Origin of the sequence: Paenibacillus catalpae (genome assembly GCF_900112695.1) — a bacterium.
Lineage (GTDB): Bacteria > Bacillota > Bacilli > Paenibacillales > Paenibacillaceae > Pristimantibacillus > Pristimantibacillus catalpae.
The window spans coordinates 290,297-310,234 of sequence record NZ_FOMT01000002.1 but is presented as its reverse complement, the minus strand read 5'-3'; the positions used below and the strand labels follow the sequence as shown (position 1 = coordinate 310,234).

The 19,938-nt window shown below is 46.1% G+C and carries 20 protein-coding genes; 2 read left to right on the top strand and 18 right to left on the bottom strand.

Annotated elements, in window-relative coordinates; genetic code table 11:
- Positions 1-41: 41 nt before the first annotated feature.
- From BM200_RS09120 to BM200_RS09090, 7 genes are all read right to left on the bottom strand, one after another.
- Positions 42-1,121, bottom strand: a complete 1,080-nt coding sequence (locus tag BM200_RS09120) for a sensor histidine kinase (protein WP_091184192.1) — start codon at positions 1,119-1,121, stop codon at positions 42-44.
- Positions 1,118-1,813, bottom strand: a complete 696-nt coding sequence (locus tag BM200_RS09115; RefSeq protein WP_091184190.1) for a response regulator transcription factor — start codon at positions 1,811-1,813, stop codon at positions 1,118-1,120. Before BM200_RS09115 ends, BM200_RS09120 begins: the two co-directional genes overlap by 4 nt.
- Before the next feature lie 17 nt (positions 1,814-1,830).
- Positions 1,831-2,229 carry an NAD(P)/FAD-dependent oxidoreductase gene (locus tag BM200_RS09110; RefSeq protein ID WP_245772957.1) on the bottom strand — a complete coding sequence of 133 codons (399 nt, stop codon included), beginning with the start codon at positions 2,227-2,229 and terminating at the stop codon, positions 1,831-1,833.
- A 162-nt stretch (positions 2,230-2,391) separates the two neighbouring features.
- A complete protein-coding gene (locus BM200_RS09105; protein WP_245773005.1) occupies positions 2,392-4,770 on the bottom strand; it encodes a heavy metal translocating P-type ATPase in 2,379 nt (792 codons plus the stop codon).
- 144 nt (positions 4,771-4,914) lie between these two features.
- Positions 4,915-5,118 (bottom strand): copper chaperone CopZ, encoded by a 204-nt coding sequence (gene copZ / locus BM200_RS09100; RefSeq protein WP_091184185.1) that lies wholly within the window; start codon positions 5,116-5,118, stop codon positions 4,915-4,917.
- 17 nt (positions 5,119-5,135) lie between these two features.
- Complete coding sequence (locus tag BM200_RS09095; RefSeq protein WP_281248357.1) at positions 5,136-5,468, bottom strand: metal-sensitive transcriptional regulator; 333 nt, start codon at positions 5,466-5,468, stop codon at positions 5,136-5,138.
- 117 nt (positions 5,469-5,585) lie between these two features.
- A complete protein-coding gene (locus BM200_RS09090) occupies positions 5,586-6,464 on the bottom strand; it encodes a F510_1955 family glycosylhydrolase (protein WP_091184182.1) in 879 nt (292 codons plus the stop codon).
- Positions 6,465-6,755: 291 nt separating this feature from the next.
- Between BM200_RS09090 and BM200_RS09085 the strand changes: the two genes are divergently transcribed.
- Complete coding sequence (locus tag BM200_RS09085) at positions 6,756-8,336, top strand: multicopper oxidase family protein (protein WP_091184180.1); 1,581 nt, start codon at positions 6,756-6,758, stop codon at positions 8,334-8,336.
- A gap of 333 nt (positions 8,337-8,669) precedes the next feature.
- Here the strand turns inward: BM200_RS09085 and BM200_RS09080 are convergent, their stop codons facing one another.
- The 11 genes from BM200_RS09080 to coxB form a co-directional block, all read right to left on the bottom strand.
- Positions 8,670-9,983, bottom strand: coding sequence for an ABC transporter permease (locus BM200_RS09080; RefSeq protein ID WP_091184177.1), 1,314 nt, complete (start codon positions 9,981-9,983; stop codon positions 8,670-8,672).
- On the bottom strand, positions 9,976-10,881 hold the full coding sequence (locus BM200_RS09075) for an ABC transporter ATP-binding protein (protein WP_091184174.1): 906 nt from the start codon (positions 10,879-10,881) through the stop codon (positions 9,976-9,978). Before BM200_RS09075 ends, BM200_RS09080 begins: the two co-directional genes overlap by 8 nt.
- 219 nt (positions 10,882-11,100) lie before the next feature.
- Positions 11,101-12,009: an ABC transporter ATP-binding protein gene (locus BM200_RS09070; protein ID WP_091184171.1), complete on the bottom strand. Its 909-nt coding sequence runs from the start codon at positions 12,007-12,009 to the stop codon at positions 11,101-11,103.
- A gap of 3 nt (positions 12,010-12,012) precedes the next feature.
- On the bottom strand, positions 12,013-12,402 hold the full coding sequence (locus BM200_RS09065) for a GntR family transcriptional regulator (protein WP_091184167.1): 390 nt from the start codon (positions 12,400-12,402) through the stop codon (positions 12,013-12,015).
- 18 nt (positions 12,403-12,420) lie between these two features.
- The gene (locus tag BM200_RS09060; RefSeq protein ID WP_091184165.1) at positions 12,421-13,149 is read right to left on the bottom strand and encodes a hypothetical protein; all 729 of its coding nucleotides are present in this window, start codon (positions 13,147-13,149) and stop codon (positions 12,421-12,423) included.
- 180 nt (positions 13,150-13,329) lie between these two features.
- Entirely contained in the window at positions 13,330-13,791 is a 462-nt protein-coding gene (locus BM200_RS09055; protein WP_091184162.1) for a DUF420 domain-containing protein, read from the bottom strand.
- A gap of 75 nt (positions 13,792-13,866) precedes the next feature.
- Entirely contained in the window at positions 13,867-14,796 is a 930-nt protein-coding gene (gene ctaG, locus BM200_RS09050; protein ID WP_091184161.1) for a cytochrome c oxidase assembly factor CtaG, read from the bottom strand.
- A gap of 83 nt (positions 14,797-14,879) precedes the next feature.
- Positions 14,880-15,197: a cytochrome o ubiquinol oxidase subunit IV gene (locus BM200_RS09045; protein WP_091184158.1), complete on the bottom strand. Its 318-nt coding sequence runs from the start codon at positions 15,195-15,197 to the stop codon at positions 14,880-14,882.
- A 3-nt stretch (positions 15,198-15,200) separates the two neighbouring features.
- Positions 15,201-15,818 (bottom strand): cytochrome (ubi)quinol oxidase subunit III, encoded by a 618-nt coding sequence (locus BM200_RS09040; RefSeq protein WP_091184155.1) that lies wholly within the window; start codon positions 15,816-15,818, stop codon positions 15,201-15,203.
- Positions 15,815-17,698: a cytochrome c oxidase subunit I gene (ctaD, locus tag BM200_RS09035; protein WP_091184152.1), complete on the bottom strand. Its 1,884-nt coding sequence runs from the start codon at positions 17,696-17,698 to the stop codon at positions 15,815-15,817. Before ctaD ends, BM200_RS09040 begins: the two co-directional genes overlap by 4 nt.
- A gap of 28 nt (positions 17,699-17,726) precedes the next feature.
- Complete coding sequence (gene coxB / locus BM200_RS09030) at positions 17,727-18,776, bottom strand: cytochrome c oxidase subunit II (protein ID WP_091184150.1); 1,050 nt, start codon at positions 18,774-18,776, stop codon at positions 17,727-17,729.
- 367 nt (positions 18,777-19,143) lie between these two features.
- Between coxB and BM200_RS09025 the strand changes: the two genes are divergently transcribed.
- Positions 19,144-19,893 carry a hypothetical protein gene (locus BM200_RS09025; protein WP_091184148.1) on the top strand — a complete coding sequence of 250 codons (750 nt, stop codon included), beginning with the start codon at positions 19,144-19,146 and terminating at the stop codon, positions 19,891-19,893.
- Positions 19,894-19,938: the final 45 nt, after the last annotated feature.

Below are 19,938 nucleotides of genomic sequence, written 5' to 3'. Positions count from 1 at the left end.
ATTCATTCTAATAAACAGTTGTGTAGATCTTGTGAGAACGATCACTGTGACTTAGGCAAATGAAACTCCACCGTGGTTCCTTTGTCTTTTTGGCTGCCGATTTCAATTGTACCTCCATGCGCTTCTACTAACTTTTTTACAATCGTTAATCCAATGCCACTGCCCCCGGATTTTCGGTCTCGGGACTTGTCTGCGCGATAAAAGCGTTCAAAAACAAATGCAAGTTCCTTTGCGTCAATCCCGACTCCAGTATCCGTTACCGAGATACAAACCATTTGTCCTTGTTCTGTTACTGCAACCGTAACATTTCCACCTTTTGGTGTAAATTTCAAGGCATTGCTGAGTAGATTAGCCATAATTTGCCCAAAGCGCAGCCTATCTATATGAGCATGGACATTCCCTTGATCTTGAAATAACAATTCCACTCCCTTTTTTTTGAAAGCGGCTTGGCTGGCTCCAATATGATGGTGAACAACAGAATTAATGTTCTCCTCTTTGAAATTCAGTTTGAAATTTGGCGATTCCACTTCGGTCAATTGCTCCAAATCGCCAACTAAGAATCGGAGTCGCTCAATCTCTTCAAAACAAGACTCCAACCGCTTAGGCGTTGGTTCCCAAACACCTTCGATAATAGCTTCCATATGGCTTTTAAGCGTTGCAAGCGGCGTTCTTAATTCATGGGCTACATCGGCCGTCATTGTTTTCCGCAGCTGTTCCTGAAGCAGCAGTTGCTCAGCTAAATAGTTAAGTGAGTGGCCGAGATCAGCCAATTCATCTTTACCGTGTACTTCCGTACGGGAAGTAAGCTCACCTTTGGCCATTCGTTCAGCAACACTTCTCATCTGAATAAGTGGTGCCGTTATTCGCTTTGCCACAAAGAGGCTGATCACGATCGCAAGAACTATACCGAATATTGCTGTCCACAAAACCGATTGAACAAGTGCCTGCTCAAAATGCGTATCAAACGCCGGCGTTGAAGTCATATTCATATCCTGAGATTGATGCTGATACAATGAAAGGTGATAGTGGGTTTCAAGGATAAACGTAATCGTCGAAATGATCAGAACCCCAGAAGCAATGCCAATGCACGCAATTGCGATTCGAGCGTATAATCCCTTCATTCGGATTCGCCCCCGGCAAACCGGTAACCTACAGCAAAAACGGTAATCACATACTCAGGGTTTTTAGGGTCAGATTCTATCTTTTGTCTAAGGTTTTTGACATGCTGATCAATGGCACGTGCATCACCTTCGAAATCGAATCCAAGCACCTTTTCAACAAGTTCTTCTCGCGTAAAGGTTCTGCCTGGATGCCTTGCAAAAGTCAGCAATAATTTATATTCATTTGGCGTAAGAGCTACAGGACTGCTGTTTTTAAAAACTTTATGCCTTAAGGGGTGGATGGTAAGATCCCCACCTTTAAACGATATGGTTTCCGCGAGCAAAGTATCGTCATGTGCGCGGCGCAGATTTGCCTTAACTCTGGCAATCAATTCACGCGTGCTAAACGGTTTTATTACGTAATCATCTGCGCCGAGGGATAGTCCTTGCACACGATCATCCTCCGTTACCTTGGCCGTTAACATAATAATCGGTATCGTAGAGACCTGCCGAATCGACTTGCATACTTCCTCTCCCGACAGATCCGGAAGCATGAGATCTAAAATAACAAGATCAATATTTCCGTCACGCACCAAATCAAGAGCTTTATTTCCTTTATCCGCTTCAATCGTTTGAAATCCGTCTTTTTGTAAATAGGAGACAACGACCTCACGAATCTTTTCTTCATCGTCTACAACCAGTATTGTCTTCATAAAAACCCCCGGTTAACTTAACTGGAAACTGCATTACGTAACTCTTCAATAGAAATCCGCCCTATAAACTTGATGAACTTTTCCTTGTTTTTTCCGTTTGCTTGAAAATACGCAACGAGCCTCTGAACAATATTCATCATCTGTTCCGCATCTACCCCTGTAACGAACAATTCTGCAAAAGCGAGCGGTTCGCTCGTACCGAGGGCACAACCGGCGTACCCGATTTTTAGCGGCGACGGCATTGGTATTCCCGCAATCATGCGATTTAACTTTTGTGCAATCTCAACCCCGGCATCTTCAGCACCTCGGCAAAAGTTACAGGTTATAAGACTTTTTGTTACAAATCCTGATGGGTATATTTCCAGCCCTTTCTCCGCCAGCTCCTTCTTGACTTCTTCTAAGCGTTCCTCATCCATCTCCACATAAAGTTGCTTAAAGTTTGTAAGTTCAATTTTAGCATTCTCCCCAATGATCCGAGAAGTGCAAGCTGCTCAGGTTTAAAAATAGACCCTCCAACTTCAAAGCCTGGCGTGACTGCAAATTTCATCCTCCCCATATGATCCTCTCCCAATACGAATTTACAGTTTGACTCGCTGCAGCCGCAGCGCATTCAACACAACCGATACTGAGCTAAGCGCCATCGCAGCACCTGCGACCCATGGTGCGAGAAGTCCAATAGCTGCGATTGGTATGCCAAGCGTATTGTAGCCAAGCGCCCAGAACAAGTTTTGCTTGATATTGGCCATCGTCTTGCGGCTGATGAAAATGGCGTCAGCAATACTAGTAAGCTCGCCACGCATAAGCGTCACATCCGCGGCTTCCATAGCGATATCCGTTCCCGTTCCTATCGCGATACCTACATCTGCGGTTGCCAGAGCCGGCGCATCGTTAATGCCATCGCCTACCATCGCTACCTTTTTGCCTTGAGCCTGCAGTTTTTTGACTTCCTCCGCCTTGCCTTCCGGCAGCACTTCGGCAAGCACATGATCGATACCAACCTCATTTGCGATCGCCTGAGCCGTCCGCTTGTTATCACCAGTAATCATAATTACTTCAATGCCCAGCTGTTTCAGCTTGGTAATCGCTTCTTTCGACGTTTCCTTGATCGTATCGGCGACGGCTACAATTCCGGCGTACCGCTTATCTATCGCGATCAACATAGCCGTTTTGCCTTCGGACTCCAGTTGCTCCATCGTCTCTGTTGTTTTCCCAAATGGTATATTTTCGCGCTGCAGCAACTTGCGCGTGCCGACCAGTACTTCCTTGCCTTCTATCATCGCCCGGATGCCATATCCGGGAATCGCTTCAAAATGCTCTGTTGCAGTCAGCGTAATGCCCTTGGCGGTAATGCCCGCAACAATCGCTTCCGCTAACGGATGCTCCGATTGCTTTTCAGCTGACCCGATCAGACGAAGCGCTTCTGTCTCGTCAAGGCCCTCAATACGCACATCCGTCAACTCCGGTTTGCCTTTCGTCACTGTTCCCGTTTTATCGAGTACGATGGTCTCTACTTTTTGCATCGATTCCAGATGCTCGCCGCCTTTGAACAAGATACCGAATTCCGCTGCGCGGCCCGATCCGGCCATAATCGATGTCGGCGTAGCAAGACCTAATGCGCATGGGCAAGCGATAACGAGCACGGCAATCGCCTTTTCCAGGGCGGCGGCGAAATCGCCCGGCGTTACCCATATAAACCAGATCAGGAACGTTACAACCGCGATTCCAACTACGATCGGTACAAAATTACCGGAGATCACGTCAGCTATGCGCTGAATCGGCGCCTTAGAGCCTTGCGCTTCTTCTACGACCTTGATGATTTGAGCCAAAGCCGTCTCTTTTCCGACTCGGGTAGCTTTAATTTTCAAGCTGCCGTTTTTGTTCACAGTTGCTCCGATGACAGCATCACCGGCTCTTTTCTCTACCGGAATACTTTCACCGGTCAGCATGGATTCGTCTATGGCGGAAATCCCCTCTACTACTTCTCCGTCCACCGGGATCTTGTCGCCAGGTCTGACAAGGACGATATCTCCGATGATGACTTCTTCGATCGGGACAGTCATTTCTTGGCCATCGCGAATAACGAGCGCCGTTTTTGCCTGCAGCCCCATCAGTTTCTTGATCGCTTCCGATGTGCGCCCCTTAGCAAGAATTTCGAACAATTTGCCCAAAATAATTAATGTAATCAAGATCGCGCTGGTTTCGTAGTACATATCTGGAGCATGGCGGTGTGCGCCTGTTGTTGTCGCCCACTGAATCGTTAAGTACAAGCTGTAGAAATATGCAGCGGAGGTGCCAAGCGACACGAGAACGTCCATATTCGCGCTTTTGTTCCGGAGCGCTTTATAGGCTCCCACATAAAACTGTCGGCCAATGATGAATTGAACCGGGGTTGCCAGAACAAGCTGCACCCAAGGGTTCATCAAAAATTCAGGCAAATAAATCCACGACGTAAATGAAAAATGACTGACCATTGCCCACAGAAGAGGCAGGGATAACACGGCGGATACCACCAGCTGCAGCTTTTTGTGGCGGATTTCTTTTTGTTTGTAGCCTCCCGCTGCCGCTTCCTCTTCTTTACGAATGGCTTTGTAACCGAGTTGATCGACTTTTTTTGTCATATCCGCTATAGATACTTGCTCTGCATTGTACTCGACATGCGCGGTTTCTAGCGCAAAATTGACGGTGGCCTTGTTTACACCTGGCATTTTGCTTAAGCCTTTCTCAATACGTGCCGCGCAGGCTGCGCAGGTCATGCCGACCAGCTTAAAATCGACTTCTTCTTTAACTGTGCTGTAACCAAGGGCTTCAATTTTTTGCTCCATGGCCGGTATATTAGTCTGACTAGGGTTATAAGTGACCGAAGCTTTCTCTAATGCAAAATTCACGTTGGCATCAGACACTCCTTCCAGTTTCCTTAATCCTTTTTCAATACGGTTCGCGCAAGCAGCACACGTCATCCCTGCTATTTGAAGCGTCGTCTGTTGTTGTTCCAATTGTTTTTCCACCTTCAGTTCACCCTTCGATAATATACCCGGTGGGGGTATATATTAATTAAAAAAAATAGACAGTACGGTAGAGCCGCACGATGGCGGCTCATTAAATCAATTCGCTACATCGTATCCTTGCTCTTCAATTGCTTCTTTGATCGCATCGAGGGACACTTTGGACTCATCAAACTGAACCGTTACGGATCCCGCCGTCAAATCAACTTTACCGGAAGCACCAATTTGTTTTACCGCACCTTCAACCGAATTAACGCAATGCCCGCAGGACATTCCTTCTACCTTAAGCGTTATTGTTTGCATATCGCAGCTCTCCTTTATTATTTGATCAATTTATTCATGGTAACCATGAGTTCTTTAATAACTTCATTGTCCCCTTCTTGAATCCGTTCGATTACGCAGCTGTTCATGTGATGTTCTAGCAGAATTTTCCCAACACTATTCAGCGCGGATTGCACTGCAGCGATTTGATTCAGTACGTCGTCACAATACGTATCCTTTTCAATTAGACCTTTAATGCCGCGAATTTGTCCTTCGATACGGTTTAATCTAGAGGTAAGATTGCTCTTTGTTTTTTCAGAATGGTGGCTCTTGCGATTACTGTCAGTATGGCAACACGTTTCTTCAAGTTTCATTTCATCATGTGATTCCATTAGCATAACCTCCTTACATTTTCAATATACCATACCCCCACAGGGTATATCAATAGGCGTTTTAAATTATTTCCAAAACCATTTCACTGCCCGAAGAACAGGGAACTTTGAGAGACTCTAGTCGTTTTGCTTTGTTATTGTAGATCCTTCGTTCACAATTTGGGTCCAAGTTGCCCCCTTGTCATTGCTAATAAAAACATTCTTTTTATAAGTAGCAACTACGATTTCTTTATCGTTTGTCGGGCTCTGTACGAGGTATTGCACAGCATCGTCTTGATCCAGCTTTGGCATTGATGGGTTTGCATTTTCAATAATCAACTCTTTTTGCCCACCAATCATTAATTGCCCAGCCATATCAAACGAGATACCTGTTACTTGAAAAGTCACTGGAGCTTTTTCAAAATGATTACCGCTATCTTTTGATAAGTAAAGCCCTTCTTTGGTAACAAGCGCAACTATAGCCGGATCGTTTGGGTGAGCCGCAACTGCTAGGACCTCTCCGTTGACCCCACCCATATTACTTTTTGTCCACGTTTTTGCGTCATCTAAAGAATAATATAGCCCGACTGAACTCATTTTAGGGTTTAGACTAGGGTTGAACACATAAATCGCGTGAGTCTTATAACCAACAGCCATACCGTGAAAATCTTCTACCCCATACAAATCAAGCATTTCAATCGTTTTACCGTCATCAGAGCTTTTCACAATACCTAATGGGTTTTTCTCACGTGACCCTTCTGCTGGATGTCCACTGCTATAATACCCAGTGTCAACCGCATTAAATCCCATATAATCACGCTTTTCACCTGCACCGTGATTCCATTTACCATTCTCATAGCTAACCAATCCATCGTGGGCTGGGATTAATATCTGCTTCCCGTCACTGGAGTAACCAAGACCATGAATGTGCATCAGAGTCATTGATTTTCCTGAAGAACAGCCTGCAAGTAAAAGAAGAGAAACTACAATCATACATAGAACGAGTGACTTTTTCATTAGCGCTCCTCAAAACCGATAAGTTTGTCCACATCAAATATAATAATATTCACTTGTGATGATCTTGTGAAGACGATTCCACAAGTAAAGTCTTTTTGTGTATAAAAAATACTTCGTTATATATAGAATCCGGTTATTCATTGTGTTAATGTCAACTATCTCAATAATTTCTATGCTTCAGCGATTTTTCTCACAAAAGATATTTCTTCCTCAAAAGTTCTACATATGTATCAGTTATGATTTGATCATCCTGTTCAAATGAACATTTTAAATGGAAAGGAAGATCAAATAATGAGAATTGGCTGGAAACTTAAGTGCACAATTATAATCGGCGCTTTATCTGTCATCTTAGCTGGGTGTACCGGTTCAACTGTGGAGATGGATCATTCGAAAATGAATATGGGGGGGATAAACGAATCCTCGAAAACAACGAACGCCCAGACAGAAAAAACAGCTGTTTTAACGGGTAAAGAATTTAATTTGGTTGCCACTCAAAGTAACCAGGAAATTGCTCCAGGCAAAACCTTGCCCGTTTGGACATTTAACAACTCTGTTCCTGGGCCACAAATTCGGGTTAAGCAAGGAGATAGAATAAAAATTAATTTGAAAAACGAGTTGCCCGAACCGGTCACCATTCATTGGCATGGTGTTCCTGTTCCAAATAATATGGACGGTATTCCTGGAGTCACGCAGAATGCGGTTCAACCTGGCCAAACCTATACGTATGAGTTTATAGCTGATGTACCCGGCACATATTGGTACCACTCCCATCAGGATAGCGTGAATCAGTTGGATCGTGGTTTGTACGGGTCATTCATTGTCTTAGGCACCAATGAAGAAAAAGCGGATCGCGATTATACGCTTATGCTGGATGAGTGGATAAGCTCAGGAATGGGAATGTCTGATATGAACATGTCCGGCATGGATCATAGCGGAATGAATATGAATGACGGCAGTTCTTCTAATATGAACGATGAGATGAGTTCCATGTCCATGGGAGATGATATGAGCATGTACGACCTGTTTAGCATAAATGGTAAGTCAGGCTCGCTTGTGGATCAGCTTCCTGTTAAGCGAGGAGAAAAAGTGCGACTCCGATTGATAAATGCAGGGTATTTATCCCATCAAATTCATTTACACGGACATGAATTCAAAGTAATCGCAACTGATGGACAGCCTATAAACAACCCAGGCATTTTGAAAGATAATTTGGTAAGTATCGCTCCAGGTGAGCGATATGATATTGAATTTGTCGCCAATAACCCAGGACAGTGGTTAATCGAAGATCACAGCGATAACCAAGCTGCATTGGGAATGAGAGCAATTATCGCTTATGAAGGTATTTCAGCTGAATTCGATAAATCTAACGCTACCGAGAATCTCCCTGCTGTTGACTTGGCTATGTACGGGCAGGCAGGTAAGAATACATTCGCGTTGGATCAAAAATATACGCTAGAATATACGATGAATCTGAACACCGAAATGAAAAATGGGAATATGGTCTATACAATTAACAATAAGACATTTCCGGATACCGATGCTCTGACTGTCAAAAAGGGAGATACGGTAAAAGTACGCCTCGCGAATAATTCCAAAACAGAAGATCATCCGATGCATCTGCACGGACACTTCTTCCAAATTCTAAGTAAAAATGGAGAACCGCTACAGGGATCCCCAGTCTTCAAAGATACATTAAACGTTCGACCAGGAGAAGAATACGTGGTGGCCTTCGAAGCAAATAACCCAGGGAATTGGATGTTCCATTGTCATGATTTGCATCATGCCTCTGCCGGTATGGTAACAGAACTAAAATATACAGACTACAAGACCGATTTTGTTGCAGATCCGAATGCGCGAAATAGACCTGAATAACGGAAGAATCCCCAGACTATCGAATCTTTAGTCTGGGGATTTTTAATCAGTCATAATATCTGCAGTAAATATTCCGTATGCTCGGACAATTAGACATTTATTATTAATCAGCTCAAAAAGGCCATATAGCACTATACAAAACGACAGCAGCTGGCATGAATTACATCTGCCTCCTTAATGTTTTGTCGGTCCACTCATTTGTGCTGAAACTATAGTGTACAATGTCTTAATTTATCTTGTAAATTGTCTTGTTTTATCCTGTGAATTGTCTTGTCTTATCTTGTAAACTGTCTAATCTATAACCGTTACTCACAACTAATCTTACTTAGTTTTTTAAACCTTATATGCCTTCATCGCTTTTCGCAACTCTTTCCAGCTAGGACGTTTACCGTACAGCAGGACGCCGGTGCGGTAAATCTTCGCCGATACCCAGCCGGCAGCATAGATGCTTACGAGCAGGATGCCAATCGATACTATAACCTGCCAGATTGGCGGGTTAGAGAGACCTACTCGAAGCAGCATGACGAACGGCGAGAAGAATGGGATAAACGACGTGACTTTGACGAGCATCGTATCCGGATTTGAAATACTGAATGTCGTGATATAGAAGCCAGCCAGCGACAGCATCGTAATTGGCATAACCGCTTGGCCCAAATCCTCTGTCCGGCTTACGATCGAGCCAACTGCAGCGAACAAGGTCGCATAGATCAGGAAGCCCATTACATAGAACAGCAATCCATATACCAGCAAAAGAGGATCAACCTTTGACAGATCAATATCATATTGCAAGAACGCCGAGTTATTATGCGGCAGGTTGATGTTGATAAAGACAACCGCGACATAGATGACTATCTGCGTCAGACCAACAACAAACATGCCAAATATTTTACCAAACATTTGCTTCAGCGGAGATACGCTCGTCACGATAATCTCCATGACGCGGGAGCTCTTTTCTGCCGTAATTTCCGAGGCAATCATTTGGCCCGAAATCATAATGCCGAAGAATAACAGCATCAGGAGGAGAGTTACAAAGCCCATATCAACACCTTGCTGTGCCTCCGTTTTGCCGTTGCCTGCTCCACCTGCACCATCACTTGCAGCAATTTGCATCGTATTAATGACGACCGGACTTAGCAGCATCGATTTTTGCTCATCGGTTAAGCCGCTGTCCTTCAGCACAATATCGGTCTTAACGATCTGAATACCCTGCTCCAAAGCCTGTGAAGTCTTCTCATCAAGCAGCTTCTCGGATTTGTATGTCACCGTAGGCAAGCCCGTCTCGTTTACCGGACCAAACAAGAGATAACCCTTGATCTTCTTGTCTGCTACAGCATCCTTGAGCACCTTCTCATTCTGCTCGGTAGAGCCTGCATCCGGGTATTCAGTCAGCTTGATTGCCGGCTTCTCCTGCCCTGCATAACTGTTCCTTAGCTGCTCCGCAATCTTGGTTCCTTCGACGGCTCTTGCATCAATCGCATAACCGATACTAACCGGTTTATCGCTGTTCTTGTCGAACAAGGAGATGATATAAGGCAAATTCGCTAAAACACACAAAATTACAACAAAGATTAAAGTAGTAATTAGAAAAGATTTTCCTTTAAACTTATTTTTCATCGTAAAGCCTGCTACCGTCCAGAAACTATTCATGCAGATCACCGCCCACCGCTTTAATAAAGATCTCGTTTAACGTCGGCTCCATAATCTCAAACTTGTGAATGGTCGTCCGCTCAAGGGCATGGCGCAATATATTCGCTGCCGCAGCTTCCTCGGCAATCCCAACCTCATAGCCGTATTCATGCTTCTGAACTCCAATTACGCCGCTGACTCCTTCAAGTCCTGTAACCTCGCCCTCCGTGCGCAGCACAACCTTTTCGCGGGGATAACGTTTCTTAATATCCCTCAGGCTACCTTGCAGAACCGGATTAGAGCGGTGAAGAATCGTAATGTTGCGGCACAGCTCCTCAACATGCTCCATCCGGTGCGTCGAGAACAGCATAGATGTTCCGGAATCCCGCAGCTCTTTAACCGTGGACTTGAGCAATTCTACATTAACCGGGTCCAGGCCGCTAAAGGCCTCATCCAGGATAACAATACGGGGACGATGAATAACCGAGGCAATAAACTGGATTTTTTGCTGATTACCCTTGGACAACTCCTCGACTCTCTTATTGTAATATTCCGGTACCTCGAACCGGTCCAGCCACTGCTTCAGGCTAACGTCTGCATCATTCTTCGACATCCCGCGCAGCTGCGCCAGGTAAATCAACTGATCGCTTACTTGTACTCTTGGGTATAGCCCGCGTTCTTCCGGCAAGTAACCTAGCATGCTCAGCTGCTCTTTCGTATAAGGCTTTCCATGATATAAAATCTTGCCTTCATCCGGATAGATCAGTCCAAGCACCATCCGCATCGTGGTTGTTTTGCCGGCCCCGTTTGCTCCCAGCAATCCGTATATTTCTCCTTGTTCAACCTCAAAGCTGATCCCGTTAACCGCTGTTTTTTCTCCATACTGCTTATGAACGCGTTCTACTACTAATGGCTTCATCTTCTCTTCCCCCTAAAAAGAATTATCACACAAACAGCTAGATTAGCTGTTCGTGATGATTCTTACTTCGAAAGCATAAGCTTAAAGAATTATCACACAAACAGCTAGATTAGCTGTTCGTGATGATTCTTACTTCGAAAGCATAAGCTTAAAGAATTATCACACAAACAGCTAGATTAGCTGTTCGTGATGATTCTTGCTTCGAAAGCATTCTCAAGATTATGATCTGAGCCGCGCCCGTTCCTGCTCCACCAATATGGCCAAAATATCATCCAACTGCAGCGCCTGCCGATGCGATATCGTGATCCCTTCATGCCCGCACCAGGCTTCGGCATCAGGGGCCTTCCGCGTAATAACGCGAAGCATGCCTCCGCCTGCTTCTTCAATCGCGCATTGTCCCGGCATGGCCTGGACCAGCTTGCGGCTTACTTGCTCCCCGTGCACATAGAAAGCATGCCAGCTTCCAAAGAGCTCATCCTTCTCGTAAACACCCAGCACCCGCCCATGCACCATAAATACGATATAATCGGCAAGACGCTTCACTTCCTCGACAATATGGGAAGCCATCAGGATTGTACGGTCACCCGGCTCCATATAGCGGTGAAGTACATCAATCATCGTTCTCCATGCCAACGGATCAAGCCCCGAAGATGGTTCATCCAGAAGCAGCAGCTCCGGGTGATGCGACAGTACCAAGGCTAGTTCATACTTTCGCCGCATCCCCTTGGACATCTTGCCCAGCTTGATGCTGTCGTCTACCTCGAACAGCCTTAGCAGCTCCTGATAGCGGTTCACATCCCAGTCGGCATACCATTTCTTCACAAAATCCGTCTTTGAGGAAGCTTTCAGCTTATCATCATGCGGGGAAAACAGCTCCGGCAAATAACCGACCTTGCTCTTCGTCTGCCAGTCTTCCTCTTCCGAAATGTTCTGTCCCAGAAGTTTGATGTTCCCCTTGTCGGGTTTAATCAAATCCAGAATGAGCCGGAACGTCGAGCTTTTGCCGGAGCCGTTTGGCCCTACTATTGCCGTCACATAACCCTTTGGTACTTCAAGACGAATTGGCCCCAGTTGAAAATGCGGCCGTCTCAGCTCGACCTCCGTCAAACTTACTGCATTGTCGGTCATCGTTCACCCTCCAAATTTTCGATTCAGAACTTCCTGAAACAGCTTCGTAAGTTCTTCCTTCGTGCATTGTACGAGCTTACCGGCATCAACGGCCGCCTCTAAGCTTTCCATTACTGCATCTAGTCGATAACGGTCCATCGCATTTTGCTCAATCCGGGCCACATATGTTCCGGTGCCTTGCTTCGTCCGGAGCAGCCCTTCATTCTCCAGATCCTGATATACCCTGCGGACGGTTATAATACTGCACTTCAGCAGCTGCGCAAGCTCCCGGATCGAGGGCAATAAGGTTCCTTCATCCAGCTGCCCGCTTACGATCAGCGCTCTTAACTGCACTTCAATCTGATAATAGAGCGGTTCCGCGCTTTGTTCGTTAATTTGAATTGGCAGCCACACAGCTTCACCCTCTTCCAACTAAGAGCTAATCGAGATTTTCTTGTTCGTATAATGACGCTGCTTAAGCCGTCGCTTGATGATCGTATAGCCCGAGTATAAGGTTATGGCACACACCGCAAATGCTACTGCCGTATACCACCAATGCCCCTTCTGAAGTTCATCCAGCAAGCCCTGTACTAGACCGGCTTTAGCGATGCCAATTGCCACTGAAATCAGTACAAACACTGCAACATTGATGTAGCAGAACAAGGCATATGCTTTTCCGGTATGACCGATTTCAAAGTACACATGAGCTACTGCCATCGATAACGCGTAGAAGTACCAGAACAAGGCAAACAAAATATAGGCTCCAATGGATATCTGCTCATTCAATCGTTCAACCATTATATATTGAGTCGTGAAAAATATCGTAAGTACCAGTGTCAGCACCATAACAAGCTGAAGCAGTCTGCCTATAACCAGATGAGAGAGCGGAATCGGAAGCGTCCGCCATTCTGCCAGCTTGCCGGTATAGGTGTCCTCCCTCCAGAAGCGCATTGTTGTCTTATTCATGACAAATGCTAGACTCGGGAATGAAACGAGAAAGATCATATCGAGGAGCCATGACATTATTCCTTCTTCGTCGTTATAGACTGCAATCGTTATAAATGCTAGATAGAGACAAAAAATGACCGTAAACACAATTCCGATCCAATCCCGCGAAAGCTCATGTTTTGCAATATGCCAGGCGCCTTGCCGAGTATTCAAATGTCCCTCTCCTCTCAAGCACAGTCATTATACTGTGTATATCCTTATACACAGTATATACACGACTAAGCACAGAGTCAACAGATATTACCAAAAATGCAATTATGATTATAAAAAAAGCGCAGGTCCCACTGAGGATGACTCCCCAATGAGATCTACGCTCATTTTTAAAACGAGTTATTAACCAAAAATCGCATCAATCATCGGCTTGGTATGGCCACCCGGATACATCATATACAGCAGGATATACACGGCAACACCTGTAATCGCTGTAAAGAACCAAATAATCGAGGTAACTCTTCCCCACTTCCTGTGCTTCGCGAATCTGCTCTTGAAACCAAGCACAAGCGTTGTAATGCCGAACACCGCTGCCACTGTAGCAAGGACGATGTGGAATAACAAGAATGTTAAGTAGTAAGGCTTCAAGCCATCCGGTCCGCCCCATTCGGTATTGCCAACAAGAATGGTCCGGGACGAGTAGATAATAAAGAATATGATCGCTGCAATAGCCGCTGCAATCATAACCTTCTTATGTTGATCGAGCTTCCGCTTAATAGCCAGATTCCAGCCGATCGCGACCAGAATCGCGCTTATGACGATAAAGCTCGTACTGATCGTAGGGAAAATTGTGTACTTGTCCAATAGCTATCCCACCTAAAAAGAATTATCACATAATCTGACCAAGAATTATCACGCAACGAAACATCGTCTGCTCTATTATACCGTGCCTTTGTTCAAGTTGGGCAACTCATTTGGCACTTCATTTGTCACATTTGTTACATCGTCATCCTTATGCTCTCGTTTGAACCAATGGAAGAAGATATAGGCCAAGATGACGCCGTACATGAACTCTTGCAGCAGCTTCATGACGATACCGCCAAGCTGTTGATCCTCTTCCGGACTTGAGAGAAGATTAAAGAATTGAGGACCATCAAACAGCACTAGAAGCTGCGAAGGATCACTCACACAATAACCCATTGCCTTCACCCAGGTTCCGGAATCGCTATAGACCGCATACATCGGAGTGCTCGCGAAGATAATAAAAGCACAAGCCGGTGTCAGCAGTACGCCGTTTGCAAACACGTAAGCCATCTTCTTCAGATCGGTCAGGCGGTTCCATTCCGGAACCGGATTGGCAATCTGAGCCCACATTAACAGAGCTGCGACAAGCAGGATCAAATAGACAATACGATGCAGCATAAAATGCGTCATGACATAATCATTAATAAGCGGTACATGATAGAGTGAGAATAGCATATTAAACGTCAAGATGCTTGCAATCGGATGCATCATAAAGCTAAGCTTCTTCCAAGCCTGGGCAGCAAACATTTTCCGCCAGATGAAGCTGGGAACCGAGAGCAGCAGCATGGGAGGCACAATTAAATAAGAGACGGACATATCAATCATATGGAACGTAAACATCATGTGGCCCATCAAACTGAAAGGCCCTCCCTGCACTAGGTAGAACATGAGCGCTGCGGCCACAAACATGATTTTCTGCCAGACTGTTGCCTTATCTGCGTGCGGTGCATGCTTCTCCCGCCATGGTCCGATCAAATAGAAGTAAAGAATCACAACGGCGATCATGAAGAACATAAACCATGGGGTCCACAACTCTTCAAAGCTGAAATACTGTAAGCCTAGCATGGATGGCAGCTCCTTTCAAATATCTGCAAAAGAGGAGGGACCCGACTACTGGGAACCCTCCTCTTTTCAATTATGCAATAATGTTACCACCAAGCCCAATATTCGGCCATGATAACACAGGTGAATACAACGAATACGCCGAACAGGATACCGATAATCGCCCAAGTATGTCCGCGATCCTTCATATGCATCCAGAACGCCATCTGTACAAATACTTGCAAGATTGCGCAGCCGATAAGAATGATGTAGATGAAGTCGGTGTTAATCTCGCCGCCGGCAACTGCCGCGAAAGCGATCAGTGTCAGCAGGACCGAGAAGATAAAGCCAATGATGTGCTTCTTTGGTCCTTCAACCTTATGGCGTACCGGACGTTGTTCCTCCGTGGAATGATTGCTCGCCATGGATTAGCCCACCTTTCCCATCAGGTAAACGACGGTGAAGATAAATACCCAGACAACATCGATAAAGTGCCAGTAGATGCCGGCTACGTACGCTTTAGGAGCTGTTACGACCGTCAGGCCCTTCTTCATCAATTGTCCGATCAAGAGACAGATCCATACGATACCGAAGGCAACGTGGGCACCGTGGAAGCCAACAAGCGTATAGAACGAAGAACTGAATGCACTCGTTGTAAAGCCATGACCTTCATGGACATAATGCGTGAACTCGTAAATCTCAAGGCCAAGGAATCCAAGCCCCAGAATAACGGTTACGATCAGCCAATTAATCAACGCTTTACGCTTATGCTGATGAAGCGCCTGAGTTGCGAACACGCTTGTCAGGGAAGATGTCAACAGCAAAGCGGTAGCAATCGCAACGAGTTTAAGATCAAACAGCTCATGCGCGGGCGGGCCATCCAAGACTTGATCACGGAGTGCCAGGAACGCCGAGAACAGCGTTCCGAACAATACCGTTTCCGCACCTAGGAATAACCAGAAGCCAAGAATCTTATTGCGACCCTCGAGGGTTGCTTTTTCAGGCTCATGAGGCAATTGGCCTTCAGTATGGGAATGTGCACTCATGCTTTTACCCCCTTATCTTGCAATTCTTCCGGTTCGATATGGAAGCCATGATCGTCGATCAGGGAACGGATAATCATACAAGCGAACGTAATGATCAGACCAATTCCGCCTACTACATAACCTGCTTCAATACCTGCAATTTTACCCCATTCGCCATGGGAGTACATGAGACCAAGACCTGTGATGAACAAGCCGATCGACATGAACAGCGGCAGAATGGATGGAGATGGCATATGGATCGAGCCAATTGGCTCTGCCGGTGTCATTTCCGTATTGCCGTCCATTTTTTCTTTCCAGTATGCATCATAACCGCGAACAAGCGGTGTTTGCTTGAAGTTGTATTCCGGTGCAGGCGAGGAAATCGTCCACTCCAGCGTACGGCCGTCTTCCCAAGGATCGTTTGCTGCATCCTTCGGTTTGAATGCTGTGATCACAACGTTCAGAAGGAAGAAGATAGTGCCAAGACCCATCAGCAATGCGCCGATTGTACTGATCAAGTTCATTTCGTTGAAGCCCAGTCCATCCAGGTAAGTCCAGATCCGGCGAGGCATGCCCATCAGACCAAGGAAATGCTGTACGAAGAACGTGAGATGGAAGCCGATAAAGAATGTCCAGAACGTCAGCTTTGCAAGACCTTCATTCAGCATGCGGCCGAACATCTTAGGCCACCAGTAGTGCAGACCCGCGAACAAGCCCAGTACAAGGCCACCTACGATAACATAGTGGAAATGTGCTACGACGAAGTAGGAATCGTGGTACTGGAAGTCGGCAGGTGCAGCAGCCAGCATAACGCCGGTTACGCCGCCCATTACGAACGTCGGGATAAAGCCTACAGCGAACAGGTTCGCTGCTGTAAATGTAATCGAGCCGCCCCACAGGGTGAACAGCCAGTTAAAGATCTTGATACCTGTTGGTACCGCGATCAGCATCGTTGCGATGGAGAACAAACCGTTCGCAACTGGTCCGAGACCTGTCGTGAACATGTGATGCGCCCAAACCATGAAGCCGAGGAAGCCGATCAGGATGGTAGCGAAGACCATCGAGCTGTATCCAAACAGACGTTTACGAGAGAACGTGCTGACAACTTCGGAGATAACACCGAATGCCGGCAGGATCAGGATATAAACCTCAGGATGCCCGAAGATCCAGAAAATATGCTCCCAGAGAACTGCGTTGCCGCCGCCCGAAGGATCGAAGAAGTTTGCGTCAAATATGCGGTCAAACATCAGGGCCGCAAGGCCAACTGTCAATGCAGGGAATGCAAACAGGATCAGTGCCGAAGTAATGAATACAGACCATGTAAACATCGGCATGCGCATGAAGGTCATTCCCGGAGCGCGCATATTAATGATTGTTACCAGGAAGTTGATACCGCCGACCAGAGTACCGATACCGGCAATCTGCAGGCCAAGTACGTAGTAATCAAAACCATGATCACCGTTAAATGTTGTGCCGGAAAGCGGCGCATAGGCTGTCCACCCGCCGTCCGGTGCAGCGCCAGTAAACCAGCTTACATTCAGCAATACTGCGCCAAAGAAGAACGTCCAGAAACCGAGAGCATTAACGAATGGGTACGCAACGTCACGCGCACCAATTTGCAGCGGCACGATCGCATTCATCAGAGCGAATATGACCGGCATCGCTGCAAGGAAGATCATGGTAGTACCATGCATCGTTAACAGCTCATTATATGTATCCGCACTAACGAAATCATTAAGCGGTTTCCATAGCTGAATCCGAATTAGTATGGCTTCTAAACCGCCGACGAGGAAGAAAAAACCTCCGGCGATTAAATACAAAATACCGATTTTTTTGTGGTCAACAGTCGTTAACCAATCCATCAGACCGGTACGGCGTTTAACCGTATGTCCATGAGCCAAGGTAGGTACCTCCTTTAATCACCGATGATTATTGTTCGTAGTCGAGAGTAAGTTCCGATAAGTATTTCGAAATTCCGTCAAGCTCTTGTTGCGTTAAATCAACCTTAGGCATCTGCGAGCCAGGTTTTACAGCCGACGGATCTTCGATCCAGCGATGCATGTTGTCATAAGTCGAACCCTCGTTGGAATACTTCGGATCATCAGTGTTAACGAGAATACCACCAACAGTCTCACGGCTGCCTATGCCTGTCAGGTTAGGATATGCCGGACCGCCTTGATCGCCTACTGCGTGGCAAGTCAGACATTTGCTAACAAAGGCTTCTTTAATTGCCGGATCGCTTGGAAGCGCAACCGGAGCTTGCAATGCTGCTGCCCACCGGTCGAACGAAGCCTCGTCCACCGATTTTACTTTAAAGTCCATAAGGCCGTGCGAAGGTCCGCAAAGCTCGGCACATTTACCTAAGTAAACGCCTTCTTTATCAGCCGAGAAGTACATAATGTTTACGTTAGCTCCCGGGTTTGTATCGACTTTACCTGCAAGCGAAGGAATCCAGAACGAGTGAAGAACGTCTGCGGATTTGGCTTCGATGGAGATCGTCTTACCCTTTGGAATAACTAACTCTTGTGCAGTCTTGATTCCGAGCTCAGGATACTCGAATTCCCACCAATATTGGTGAGACGTAACGATAACTTTAACCGCATCCGGATCTTTTGTATGATCCTTTGAGAGGTTAAATACCGATTGAATAGTCGGTACGCCAAGGATAATCAGCAGGATAATCGGAATGACTGTCCAAATAATCTCCAGTTTGTGGCTACCTTCTACTTGTTTCGGAATCGTTTTGTCGCCAGGACGTCTGCGGAAACGAATAATTACATAGAAAGAAATCGCAAACACGACAACAATCACGATTAACATGATCGAGATCGCCAGCTTCATCAGTCCGAATTGCTCTTCCGCTACAGGACCTTGGGGCCTCAGCGTGGACAGGTCACTCCGTCCGCATGCCGACAGCACAAGCACCATCAAGGCCAGAAGCGGCGCAAGCTTTCTAAAAAACTGCCACCGATTCATCAATAATCAACCCCACTTTTGACGTTTTCGCAGATGCTATCATCTTAGTAATAATGCGGCAAACTGCGTGTTTCACAGATGTTATGACAACTACTGGAACTAAATCACTTAATTAAATATAAAGTTGCTGTACTTATTTGTCAATGTTCCACAGAGAGTTCACAAATTGTTCTCAAAGCTGTCAAAAACTCAGGTTTTTCAAGGTTTCCCGGCTTTGAAAAAGGGATTCAAAACATGCTTATGAACAGGTTTCCTTACCCTACATTGTGCACCAAACCCATGGTCAATTATGTATGGGGTTCGAAGCGTATATTTCATCGTTCCCTACAGAAGCTATTCCTATAACCGCCCGAATGGAGGCTGATTCCCCATGAACAAACGAGTAGCCGGATTACTGATGATTTCTTGTTTACTAATCAGCATGACTGCAGCCTGCGGCTATGAGAAGCGCATCCAAAGCAGCGACCATGATTACGGAAGCCGGAAAGCCGGAGACGCCAAGATGCTTGGCGGCAAATTATACGGTACCTCTTCCGCAAACAATCCTTACCAGCATGACAACGCCTTTTTTGAATACAGCAACACGATCTCTAATGAAGTATCCAAGCTCGGCGGTGTAGGCTCTGCCATCGTTATGCTTACCGACAAAAACGCCTACGTTGGACTGGCGCTGGACTGGACTGCTGTCGGAACTAAAAGCACCGGCCATACAGACGAGCAAGACCGCAGCGGCGCAAGCGAAGGGGTATACAACCATGACACCGGCAGTCAGCGCTGGGATAACCGGCATCTGGTGACGCCGTATAACTCCTTGTTTACGGTTAATGATCACAGCATGTTGTCCGATGAGCTCAAGCAGACTGTTGCCATTAAGGTAAGGGAGCTTGCACCAACTGTTCAGGAAGTACACATCTCTGCCAATATGGACTACGTGAATGAGCTGAATGAGTATGCCAAGCAGGCTTGGATGAATCATTCCTTAACCCCGTGGCTGAATGACTTCAACACTTTGGTGAAGTACCAGTTCGCAGGCGGGGATATTATGCCTCAGAAGATGAAGGATGACGAAAATATCCGAGCGAAACACAAAGGCGGACAGTCCATCATCCCTACTCAATAATCGCGCCAAAAAAATCTCTTCCTATTATATAAAGAAAAAAAGAAT

Excerpts from the sequence above, each read along its gene's own strand:
- BM200_RS09110 (WP_245772957.1), bottom strand. The coding sequence starts at position 2,229 with ATGGATGAGGAACGCTTAGAAGAAGTCAAGAAGGAGCTGGCGGAGAAA.
- BM200_RS09115 (WP_091184190.1), bottom strand. The coding sequence starts at position 1,813 with ATGAAGACAATACTGGTTGTAGACGATGAAGAAAAGATTCGTGAGGTC.
- BM200_RS09080 (WP_091184177.1), bottom strand. The coding sequence starts at position 9,983 with ATGAATAGTTTCTGGACGGTAGCAGGCTTTACGATGAAAAATAAGTTT.
- BM200_RS09040 (WP_091184155.1), bottom strand. The coding sequence starts at position 15,818 with ATGAGTGCACATTCCCATACTGAAGGCCAATTGCCTCATGAGCCTGAA.
- BM200_RS09045 (WP_091184158.1), bottom strand. The coding sequence starts at position 15,197 with ATGGCGAGCAATCATTCCACGGAGGAACAACGTCCGGTACGCCATAAG.
- BM200_RS09025 (WP_091184148.1), top strand. The coding sequence starts at position 19,144 with ATGAACAAACGAGTAGCCGGATTACTGATGATTTCTTGTTTACTAATC.
- BM200_RS09090 (WP_091184182.1), bottom strand. The coding sequence starts at position 6,464 with ATGAAAAAGTCACTCGTTCTATGTATGATTGTAGTTTCTCTTCTTTTA.
- ctaG (WP_091184161.1), bottom strand. The coding sequence starts at position 14,796 with ATGCTAGGCTTACAGTATTTCAGCTTTGAAGAGTTGTGGACCCCATGG.
- BM200_RS09070 (WP_091184171.1), bottom strand. The coding sequence starts at position 12,009 with ATGACCGACAATGCAGTAAGTTTGACGGAGGTCGAGCTGAGACGGCCG.
- BM200_RS09085 (WP_091184180.1), top strand. The coding sequence starts at position 6,756 with ATGAGAATTGGCTGGAAACTTAAGTGCACAATTATAATCGGCGCTTTA.
- BM200_RS09075 (WP_091184174.1), bottom strand. The coding sequence starts at position 10,881 with ATGAAGCCATTAGTAGTAGAACGCGTTCATAAGCAGTATGGAGAAAAA.
- BM200_RS09120 (WP_091184192.1), bottom strand. The coding sequence starts at position 1,121 with ATGAAGGGATTATACGCTCGAATCGCAATTGCGTGCATTGGCATTGCT.
- BM200_RS09095 (WP_281248357.1), bottom strand. The coding sequence starts at position 5,468 with ATGGAATCACATGATGAAATGAAACTTGAAGAAACGTGTTGCCATACT.
- BM200_RS09105 (WP_245773005.1), bottom strand. The coding sequence starts at position 4,770 with ATGACGTGTGCTGCTTGCGCGAACCGTATTGAAAAAGGATTAAGGAAA.
- copZ (WP_091184185.1), bottom strand. The coding sequence starts at position 5,118 with ATGCAAACAATAACGCTTAAGGTAGAAGGAATGTCCTGCGGGCATTGC.